9 protein-coding genes are annotated in these 11,793 nt (G+C 30.0%); all 9 read right to left on the reverse strand.

What is annotated here, in order from left to right:
- Positions 1–174 precede the first annotated feature (174 nt).
- Positions 175–819, reverse strand: a complete 645-nt coding sequence (locus RSD37_RS03745) for a NeuD/PglB/VioB family sugar acetyltransferase (RefSeq protein ID WP_346945351.1) — start codon at positions 817–819, stop codon at positions 175–177.
- Between the two features lie 215 nt (positions 820–1,034).
- Positions 1,035–2,492, reverse strand: a complete 1,458-nt coding sequence (locus RSD37_RS03750) for an oligosaccharide flippase family protein (RefSeq protein WP_346945352.1) — start codon at positions 2,490–2,492, stop codon at positions 1,035–1,037.
- Positions 2,493–2,581: 89 nt separating this feature from the next.
- Positions 2,582–3,589: an N-acetylneuraminate synthase gene (gene neuB, locus RSD37_RS03755; RefSeq protein ID WP_346945353.1), complete on the reverse strand. Its 1,008-nt coding sequence runs from the start codon at positions 3,587–3,589 to the stop codon at positions 2,582–2,584.
- Positions 3,590–3,596: 7 nt separating this feature from the next.
- Positions 3,597–4,748: a UDP-N-acetylglucosamine 2-epimerase gene (gene neuC, locus RSD37_RS03760; protein WP_346945354.1), complete on the reverse strand. Its 1,152-nt coding sequence runs from the start codon at positions 4,746–4,748 to the stop codon at positions 3,597–3,599.
- A 79-nt stretch (positions 4,749–4,827) separates the two neighbouring features.
- On the reverse strand, positions 4,828–5,529 hold the full coding sequence (locus RSD37_RS03765) for an acylneuraminate cytidylyltransferase family protein (protein ID WP_346945355.1): 702 nt from the start codon (positions 5,527–5,529) through the stop codon (positions 4,828–4,830).
- A gap of 147 nt (positions 5,530–5,676) precedes the next feature.
- Complete coding sequence (locus tag RSD37_RS03770) at positions 5,677–6,852, reverse strand: glycosyltransferase (protein ID WP_346945356.1); 1,176 nt, start codon at positions 6,850–6,852, stop codon at positions 5,677–5,679.
- Positions 6,853–6,854: 2 nt separating this feature from the next.
- A complete protein-coding gene (locus RSD37_RS03775) occupies positions 6,855–8,072 on the reverse strand; it encodes a glycosyltransferase (RefSeq protein ID WP_346945357.1) in 1,218 nt (405 codons plus the stop codon).
- A gap of 10 nt (positions 8,073–8,082) precedes the next feature.
- Complete coding sequence (gene wecB, locus RSD37_RS03780; RefSeq protein ID WP_346945358.1) at positions 8,083–9,201, reverse strand: UDP-N-acetylglucosamine 2-epimerase (non-hydrolyzing); 1,119 nt, start codon at positions 9,199–9,201, stop codon at positions 8,083–8,085.
- Positions 9,202–9,789: 588 nt separating this feature from the next.
- Positions 9,790–11,793: N-acetylmuramoyl-L-alanine amidase (locus RSD37_RS03785; protein ID WP_346945359.1), on the reverse strand; the 2,004-nt coding region annotated here is incomplete at its 5' end.

Raw genomic sequence — 11,793 nt, forward strand, 5'->3', positions numbered from 1 at the left:
AATAAATGCATAGATGATTAACTTAATATGGGGAACTTGTTTAAATGTATAAATGTTCTTCTTCATAATATCTTCTCATTATACTATTGTACAAAGTCAATGTCCACATTTCACCTATTTTTACTTATCAATTTTAATCTTCGAATTTTCTTTCCAAATAATCCATGCAATTAGTTAAATATTGTTTCTAATTGCTTTTCCTGGTACTCCGTAAACTACTTTATTACTATCAACTGGTTTTGTCACTACTGATCCAGCACCTATAATACACTCCCTACCAACTGTAATACCTAGGGTTATTATAACTCCATCATCAATTAAAGTGTCATCTCCAATAATGACACCGCCACTTAATGTTACTCCACTAGCAATATATATATTTTCTCCCAATACATTATCATGATTAATTCCACTCATTGTATTAACTACACAGTGCTTCCCAATAATAGGGTTTGGAGTTACTAAACAGCCACATTCTATAAGGGTTCCCTTACCTATAATTGCATTAGGTGCAATTACTGCTTGTGGGTGTATAATTGTAACTGGTTCAATTGAAAGCTTAGAATACTTATTAATAAGTTTTCTTCTAATTTTAATACCACCTACACCTAAAATATACCCCTTTATATTATACTTTTCTATCAAATCAGCCATGTCATCGTCTAATCCAATTACAGGTATATCATCAATTATCCTACCTATATCATCTTCACTTTCACCTATAAATCCTACGACGCTGTACTTATTTTGTTCAAGTGCATTGTATAATATCACCCTTGCATGCTGACCTGAACCTATTATTACAATATTATCATTCATATATTTTCCTCCATACATCCAATAAGATAATTATAAATTTATAATTACTTTATTATGTTTATCATATACAATTAAATAGTGTTTCTTTTGCATAATATTCTCAAGAAATTAATAAATAGTTGTGACTTCACATAATAATATTCATCCATATATTTTACACCTGAATTTTATTATACTATCACCTGAAATAAATGTCCATAAATCAACATATAACCTTATTTAGAAATTCTTTTACTACTTTTAATTTTATTAATTAATATTATAACTTCATTTTTATATATTATACCTATTATTAAAAATACAATAATTACTATAACAGACTTTACTAATATACTCATATAAAAACTCAACCCTGTTAACAAGAATGAAGACATTCCTATTGATAAGAATATGAATGATATAGAAAATAACTTCACAATATTAAACTTAATTGGCTCTATTTTTTTGCAAATGTAGTATACTAAGATACAGGATATCATTGACGATACCATACTAGCTATTCCAGCTCCAATTATATCAAATTTAGGAATAAGAATAACATTTAGTATAGAGTTTAATATCGCGCCTGTGAAAGTACCTATAGCAATAAACTTTACTCCATTTTTATTGAAAAATAGTGGATTGACAAAGAAATAATATATTCCATTAAACACAAATGCAAAACTCAAAAAAGGAATAACTGTCCACCCTGAATAATATTCTTCATTTACTATTATTTTGAATATTTCTGGACCAAATAATGACATTCCCATAGCTAATACACCATATATTATAGTTAATATATCAGCCATTTTTACTATATCTGATTCATTTTCTTCCTTATTCTTCATTCTCTCAAAAAACCAAGGTACATAAGCTTGATTTACAGCTTGAGTTAATACATTTATTATATTTCCAAATTGTGCACCATTACTATAAATAGCAGGTGATGCCAACCCATTAAAATTAGATAAGAAAAGTCTATCTATCATTGATATTGCCCATCCAGATAAAGTATGTGGAAGTAATGGCAATGAATACTTCAAAGCCTGAACAATATAACTTTTTCTAATAGTTAGTGTTACAGTTGGAATGAATTTAATAAGGGTGTATATAAAGAATATCACATCTGTTACTGATAATGCTAAAAGGATACCTACGGATCCAATTCTAAATACAACTACAAATAATAAGTTTAAAGTCAAATTCACAATAAAATAAGCTAGATTATTTGTTGCATATTTTCTACTTTCTTCTTTAGCTTGAAGAGTAGTCTGAAATATAATATAAATAGGATTTAATGTTATTGAAACCATACCTAAAAATATATATGGGAAAAAGGATACTCCCTTAGCAAATGGTTCTATTAGTATATTTCTAAAGATAATAAAAATAGTACTCATTATAATACAATTCAAACCAACAAATGTTATACATGTACCCCAGAATTCCTTTAATTTCTCTTTATCATCTTTATAGTCCATATAAAATCTCATCACTGCTGCATTTAACGATAATGAGAAAAATACGCCTAGAAATGATACCAATGCTACAACCGTATCTGAGATTCCTTTTTCTGCCGGAATCATTAAACTTGTGTATATAGGTATCAATATTAACCCTATACATTTTTGTAATATTTGAACTATAGCATATACTCCTGAATTTTTTAATAATCTTCTACTACTGGACATATTTAACTCCTTAATTAGGCCCCTTAAAATGCTTTTTTAAATTAATTATGACTTAATTATATTTCTTCATAATTAATCTTTTTAAATAATCAGCCTAAATATTCCCACATTATTAATTCGTCTTGTTTCATATCTTTCTTTAAAGTTCTCCCTGAAATAACATCTGAAAGCTCTGGATTTATACCGCTTCCCGGTCTCTTGTATGCAAGCATAGACTTGTTAATAACAGTTCCCTTATGTAAATCATATTTAGCTACTATACTCCTTCTAACATCTTTCATAATTCCAATTTCTCTAGATGTTGGCCTTTTAATCCCATCACCTAATAGCTTTTCTGTATTCCTTATAGCATTGACATATTCTTTAAATGCTTCTGGTTCCATAGATGCCTTATGATCTGGACCATCCATCTCTTTATCAAGGGTTATATGTTTTTCTATAAATTCAGCACCTAAAGCTACTGCTGCTATTGCAGCTTCACATCCAACAGTATGATCAGATAATCCAACTGGTATCTTAAAAGCTTCTCTCATTGTTACCATAGCTCTAACATTAACATCTTCTTCTTTTGTTGGATAATCAGTAGTACAGTGCATTATTTTCACATTCTTGTTTCCTGTAGATTTTAAAATATTAATTGCCTGCTCAACTTCACCTAGCGTACTCATACCAGTAGATAGAATAATCTCTTTTCCTGTATTCCCTATCTCCTTTAAATACTCTACATTTGAAACTTCTGTAGATCCAATTTTAATTAATGGTACATCTAAACTCACTAGAAAATTCAAACTTTCAGTTCCATCAGGAGTAGAAATAAATAAAATCCCTTTTCCTTTACAATAGCTTTGAAGTATTCTAAATTCCTCAAAAGGTAGCTCTAATTTTCTTACCATCTCTAATTGTGATTCTTCAACTGGCATATTTTCCATTTGATACTCTGCTTTATCAGCATAAGCACCTACACATTCCTCAGCCTTAAATGTTTGAAACTTAATAGCATCTGCACCACATTCTGCTGCCATATCAACTAGTTTTTTAGCTATTTCTATACTTCCATTATGATTAACTCCTGCTTCTGCAATTATAAATACTGCCATTCTCTTATCAACTCCATATTAATTTCTTTTTTAATAGTTTTTCACCAAGTTCTATATTCTTTAATACATTTACTATTTCTTTACTAGTATCTCCTTCGCCATATAAACTATCTACATTTTTAACAATTTGACTAAATTCATTAGATAAAGATTTCTTTATTCCTTCATAAATATTTTCAACTGAACAATCTGTTTGAATTATATTTTCAGCCATCAATCTACCCATTTGCCTATTACCTATATTAACTACAGGCTTTTTAAGATAAGGTGCTTCAACTAATGCACTAGATGAATTTCCAACTATAGCTCCACATAATTTCATTACACTTAGATATTTTAAACTACCTAAACTCTTATATAAATGCACCTTAGAGTTTCTCATTGCAAATTCATCTAATGCACATATAATTTTATCTCCTCCATTATCTGAATTAGGATAAGTTATAATCATTTTCTTATTTATCTTATCTAAAGCTTCTATAACATTATTAATCTGGCTCTCTACATCATCTACTTCTAAAGTAACAGGATGATAAGTAACTAATAATGTATCTTCATCTACTACAACCCCCAAGTTTTCTTCCAGATCTTTCCATGACATCAACTCTGTGAGTTTAATGTTTTCTATCCCTGAATCTCCAACATTAAACACTCGCCAAGGTTCTTCTCCCATATTTCTTATGTTTTCTGCATAGCATTCAACTCCAGGAAAATGTATATGTGCCATTTTAGTTATACTATGTCTTATCTGTTCATCCATAGCTCCCTCTGTTATTTCCCCTCCAGAAATATGAGCTATAGGTATATTTATGGCCATAGCTGTTGCTGCTGCTGCAAAAACTTCATATCTATCACCTAGTACTAATATTATATCTGGCTTTAATCTATTAAAAGCTCCTACAAATTCTCCAATTGCCATTCCAATTTCACGAGCATTTTTGCCCTTCTCATTTGAATCTAACAATATTGGACATTCTTCATCTATAACAAATCCATCAGCTAAAATATCATTTTTCGTCATTCCATATTTAGGCGAAAGGTGCATACCTGTTACAACTAATTGTAATTGTAATTTATCATCTTTATCTATTGCTTTCATTATATGTTTTAAAAGTCCATATTCAGCCCTAGTTCCTGTTATCACTGCAATTTTTCGCATTTATTTCCTCCATAACCTTCAATAAAATAATTTCATTTTACATCTAATGTAATTTAAAATCTTCTTAATAGCAATATTATTATTTCCCACTAAGTTCTTTCACTATAGCTTCTGCTATTTTGAAATCCATCTCAGTATCAATATCTACTGATGAGTAAGAATCCATTATATAACCCATTAGATTTTCTGGTTCAAAGGTTCTTTCTTTAATTAATACATCTGTCTTAATTAAGTATATAGCTCCATTCATTCTATAAACATCAGGAAGATCTTGTCGCCTTGTGATTATCTTTCCTTCTTCAATAAAATACTTTAATTTATCTCCTTGAAAAACATTTGCCCAATATGGATTTACTTCCGCTTCACATACCGAAACAATTGAATCATAATTACTATTTAATAATTTTTCTATTGTTTCCTCAACGTGGGTAGAGTTTCTAAGAGGTGATGTACATTGAAGTAATAAAACATAATCTGGTTTATAATCTTCATTTTCTTTCAAGTAATTAATCACATGTAATATACAGTCTATTGTTGGAGAATTATCTCCCGATAACTCACTTGGCCTTAAATAAGGTATTTCCGCTCCAAACTGCTTAGATACTTCTGCAATCTCATTATCTTCAGTTGATACTATGACTCTTGAAACACTACTGCAATTTTTAGCTGCTTCTATTGTATACCCTATTAGGGGTTTACCTTCTAATTTTTTAATATTCTTTCTTGGAACACCCTTAGACCCTCCTCTTGCAGGAATTATAGCTAAAATTTCATTTTCCATAAATATTACTCCTATCACTTAATCATATTTACATTATTTATAATTGCTTTATATTTCAATGGAGTAGCGCTAAATGGTTTGCACTATCAACTCCCATGTTGAAAGTATATCTAAAGAAAGAGTGAAGTACCCCACTCTTATATAAATTTAATATAATTCTTTTAATGCTCCAAGAAAAACAACCTCATCATGCTTCCATGAATACTTGCCTTCAAATGCTTTTTTTGAATTTTCACTGTAATAACTATAATTTTCAACAATTGTCATTATTTTATTACAGAAATCATTCTTATCTTCCCAATTAAATACTACTCCACTATCAGTTTCCTCAACAACTCGTTTTAATGGAGTAACATCTGAAACTATCACCGGTTTACCCAAGCACATATAGTCAAATAGCTTATTCGGAATAGTAGTTTCAGTATGTTCACACTTTAAATGGGGTACCATTCCTATATCTGCTACATTAACGTACTGAGCTAAAACTGAATATTGCACTTTTCCAGTACATATCAGATATTGTTCTACTCTAAACTTTTTTGCATATTCCTTAATATATTCAACCTCGTCATCTTTTCCACCCACTAATACTACCCTAACATTTTCAATCTTATCTTTTAAGATAGTAAGTGCATTTATTGCAGTTTCCAACCCTCTTTTTTTACCAAAATTCCCCTCATAAACAATATTGTAAGTAGTTGAATACTTTTCCAAAACTTCTTCATTCATAAAATCTTTATAAAATGATTCATCGGGTGTGTTACTTACTACAACAACTGGCTTTATCGGATTAACCTCTTTAACTCTACTTTGTGATTCTTCAACTACTGTTATTATCAAATCACTAATATTTATAGATTTTTTTTCTAATAATCTTGATAACTTATAATTTTTTATTAAATACTTTTCTATAAAACTTCGCCTATCCATTGCATTGAAAGTTGCAGGATAGTCTTCTGCCATATCAAATACTAATTTAACTTTACACTTACTTTTTTTAATTGCCTTATATCCAGCTAATATCAGTGGTAAATCCCTAACTATTAATATATCCAATTTTTCATTTACAATCATATCTTTAATAGCTTTAATATAATAAGGATTAAAAAACAGTGGTAAATTTATAAATTTTCTAATATATTTATTCTCACTAAATGGTAATCTTAATACCTTAGCCCCTAAATAGGATTCTTCCTTTGCCTTATTCTCTTTATTTGTAGCCAAGACTGAAACTGAACAACTATTCTTAACTAAAGACCTTACCATTTTATCTATTCTTACATCCCAAGGATATTCACTTTGCCAAACAAACCCAACATTCATTATTACACCTCATTTTTTATATTTATGAATTCCAATATTTTTTTAGTCAATTCATATCTTGAATATCGTTTTATAACATCATAATTTCCGTTTATAACCAGCTTGTGTTTTTTCCATAAATTGTATGATTTTATTAAAGTTTCCTTAATCTCCTTAATATCACTTTCTTCAGCAATAAACCCGGTATTAGTCTCTCTAATTAACTCTGCCGCAACACCAGCCTTGGGTACTATTGCTAAAATAGGTTTACTACTAACTATATACTCAAATATCTTTCCACTATATGTACCTAAATTATTGTTAGAGTTCAACACTAACAACAATAAATCTGTATTTTTTGTATAATTAAACACTTCATTATGTGGTAAATATCCTGTACAACTAATATACTCAGAAGATGCATATTTTTCATTATTTCCTACAAAAATTAAATTAATTTTTTCTTTATTTATGTAGCCTTCACTTATAGCCTCATCAATTGCAATAATTAAGTTATTCGGATTATTTTTAGACGAGAAATTACCTATAAAAGTTATTGTAAACTTTTCATTCTCAACTAAATTAGGTTGTAACATTGCCTCTTTATCATACCCATTTGGAATTACTTGAGTTTTTTTCTTAAAATCATACTCATCAACAATTTTATTAATTATTGGTTTAGAAACTGAAATTATTCCATCTACTTTTTTTAACACATTCCCTTCAAGCTTCTTATTAATTAATTTATAAAAAGGTAAAAATCTTTGAATAGGGCTATGCACCCAAGGATCTCTATAATCTATAATAACTTGTTTATTATATCTGCACTTAATATACTTAGTTAACATAGCAGTACTATACGGTGGAATAGATATAATAACTGTATCTATGTGATTTTTCACCATAATATAATCTATATATTTTTTCAACTTTAAATTCCAAAATAATTTATTATCTGGTAAATTAAGAATAACATTTGTTAACGCTAGTATCTTATTACAAAGAACATTTTTACCAAATTTTCTATTATAGTCATTAAACCTACATCTATAAACCTTTACTGCCTCTGGTATTTCTTTAACTAGAGACTCATCTAACACCTTGTATGCCTTTTTATCTGATGTTAATACCGATGTTTCACATCCCATTTCCGACAAATACTTACATAATTTTAAATTTCTTTGTACTGCAGGACCTCCAGATGGTGGAAAGAAATATGAAATTACTAATATTTTTTGCATATCATACCTCCTAATTAAAATGTTCTAAAATCGCTTTAACAATTCTTTCTGATGCAAAGCCATCTCCATAAGGATTTATTGCTCTACTCATACTATTATACTCTTCTTCATTTGTAATAAGATTATTTGCCTCTGCTACTATAGTAGCTTTCACAGTTCCAATTAATTTAACTGTTCCTGCTGAAACCGCTTCTGGTCTTTCGGTTACATCTCTTAAAACCAATACTGGTTTTCCTAAATGTGGAGCTTCTTCTTGGAGACCGCCTGAATCTGTCATAACCATAAAACATCTATCCATTAAATTATGTGTTTCATTGGTATCAAGTGGTGGTAATAAATGTACTCTCTCTACTCCCTTCAAATGCTTTTCAACAACCTCTTTAACTACCGGATTCAAATGTACTAAATATACTAACTCAACATTGCTATTATTAACTACAATATCCTTTAGTGCTGTACATATATTTTCAATACCTTCTCCCCAATTCTCTCTTCTATGAGCTGTAACCATAATCACTTTTCTATTCATAAAATCTATGCTATTTAACTCTTCATTCTGAAAAATATAATTCTTATCTACAGTATATTTCATTGCATCAATGACAGTATTTCCTGTAATATATACAGATTTATCATCGATCCCCTCTCTTAATAAGTTACTTCTAGCACCCTTAGTTGGAGCAAAATTCAAGTCTGCCATAGCCCCTGTTAATTTCCTATTCATTTCCTCTGGAAATGGAAAATATTTGTCTTGTGTTCTTAATCCTGCTTCTACATGCCCTACCTTAATTTGCTTATAAAAAGCTGATAATGCACCTGCAAATGTAGTAGTTGTATCTCCATGCACTAATATCATATCTGGCTGTTCTTCTTCAAATACGCTCTCCAAACCTTGTAGTACTCTACTAGTTACGCCTGTAAGTGTTTGTTTGTTCTTCATAATATCCAAATCATAATCTGGTATTATATTAAAAAGATTCAATACTTGATCTAACATTTCTCTATGTTGTGCTGTAACGCAAACCTTTGAATCTATATATTCACACTTCTCAAGTTCTTTAACTAATGGGGCCATTTTAATAGCCTCTGGTCTCGTTCCAAATATACTCATAACCTTTATCTTACTCATATCAACACTCCTCAACTATTATGTTATTGATTACTAAATTCTTAATAATTTTATATTACTCAATTTAATATTATATCACAAAAAATAAGTTTCAACTTTTTTTGATTAACAAAAATAAATTCAAACCTTTACTCATTTATTTTATCTATACACTTTCACTATGGTATTTTGAATTCATCTATATACCGTTTATTACGTCTTTCTATTATTAACACTACCTTAACTTATATATAGTTTAAAGTGTTTGTTTTTGCATGTCCATAATATTATACTAACATCAGTATCAGTTTTTGACAATATTCAAGAATTCCACCATTTACTTTTCAAGGAAAACTTATTCTCAATGATTCATCTATGGGTGTTACAAATTATAAACGTATTGACGAAGTTTTTTTCAATTGCTCAATAAAAGTTCTCTAAGTTTTTTTATTATATCTGCCTTTGATATATATAGTCTACTATTTTTGAACACTCAACAACATCCACATCTGAAACATTAAAGATAGTCATACTATAAAAATAGATGATTCCTGTTCACAATACAGAAATCATCTTTTGGGTGCTTAACACTCTATTCTATTAATTCAACTAAAATTGTCTAGCTACCGATTCAGCCAATGCTTCTGCAATCTTTTGCTGAATAGCAGGATTTGATGACATTGCTGCTTCTGTTGCATTCGTTATAAATCCACATTCAACTAATACCGATGGCATTATTGTGTTCTTTATAACATAAAAATCATTATCTTTAGCCCCTCTATTGTTATAACCAACTTTAGAAGCTATACTATTAACCATATTAGTAGCAAGAGTCCTACTTGCAGAAACCTTACTTACATCCCTCGTACTCATAATTGTACTTTTTGATTGTATAGATATTTCTTCTCCACTATTTAAAAGTAGTCCTCTTGTTCCTGGCATTTCAGAACTATAGTATACTTCTGTTCCACTAGCAGCTGGAACTGCTGCATTGTGATGTATACTAATAAACAAATCTGCTGCTGCATTATTTGCAATATCCACTCTACGTTTTAAACTGTCAGATACTCCAAGATTACTTACCTCTCCTGGATTTCTAGTCATTATGACTTTATATCCTCTTCTTTCAAGTTCAACCTTTAATTTACTAGCAACTCCCATATTCAATTCAGTTTCAGAGTACCGAATGCCATTGTGAATAGCAGTAGCACCTGAATCTCCACCTTGATTATGACCAGCATCAACTACAATAGTCTTAGGACTACTAATACCATAATAAACATCTACTGATTTATAATCATCTTCATCCTTACCATTGCTTCCCTTGTGCTTTACATGAACTACAAAAGTGTATTTACCTGCCTTTGTTGCCTTGAACTCTATAGTGTTATTACTGCTATAATCACTTAATACTGTCCATGTATCTGTACTCCTATCACATACCCATAGCTTATATAGTGTATCTGCTGCCGGTTCTGCTGTTGCCTTCATTGTTAAAGTGGATCCTACATTATTGACGTCACCTGTAACATTTAAAGATGTAACTTTTGATATTGGTTCAACGAAATTAACATCTACTGATTTATAATCATCCTCATCTTTACCATTACTCGTCTTATGCTTTACATGGACTGTAAAAGTATATTCACCTGCCTTTATTGGTTTGAAATCTATAGTGTTTCTACTACTATAATCACTTAATACTGTCCATGTATCTGTACTTCTATCACATACCCATAGCTTATATAATGTATCTGCTGCTGGTTCGGCGGTGGCACTCATTGTTAACGTAGAACCTAAATAAGTATTTCCTGTTACATTTAAAGATGTTATTCTTGATTTCAATGGTGAATTTATATCACCAATATTAACATCCACTGATTTATAGTCATCTTCATCCGTTGATATACTATTTTTATGTTTTACATGAACAACAAAAGTGTATTTACCTGCCTTTGTTGGCTTGAAATCTATAGTGCTTTTACTACTATAATCACTTAATACTGTCCATGTATCTGTACTCCTATCACATACCCATAATTTATATAATGTATCTGCTGCTGGTTCTGCCGTGGCACTCATTATTAACGTAGCACCAACTCTTGCATCTCCTCCAATATTAAAATATGTGACTTTTGATTGAGCTAAAGTCACGTTAATATCTACCGATTTACAATCTTCTTCTTCTTTTGATGAACCATTTTTATTCTTCGCATGAACTACAAAAGTGTATTTACCTGCCTTTATTGGCTTGAAATCTATAGTGTTTCTACTACTATAATCACTTAATACTGTCCATGTATCTGTATTTCTGTCACATACCCATAATTTATATAATGTATCTGCTGCTGGTTCTGCTGTTGCCTTCATTGTCAAAGTTGAACCAACATAGGCGCTTCCTGTAACATTTAAAGATGTAACTTTTGATTTTGGTACAGTAACATTAACGTTTATTGATTTATAATCGTCTTCATCTTTACCATTACTTCCCTTATGTTTTACATGAACTACAAAAGTGTATTCACCTGCCTTTATTGGCTTGAAATCTATAGTGTTTTTACTACTATAATCACTTAATACTGTCCATGTATCTGTATTTCTGTCACATACCCA

The sequence above is a fragment of the Clostridium sp. genome (assembly GCF_036646415.1).
In the GTDB taxonomy this organism is placed as follows: domain Bacteria; phylum Bacillota; class Clostridia; order Clostridiales; family Clostridiaceae; genus Clostridium_J.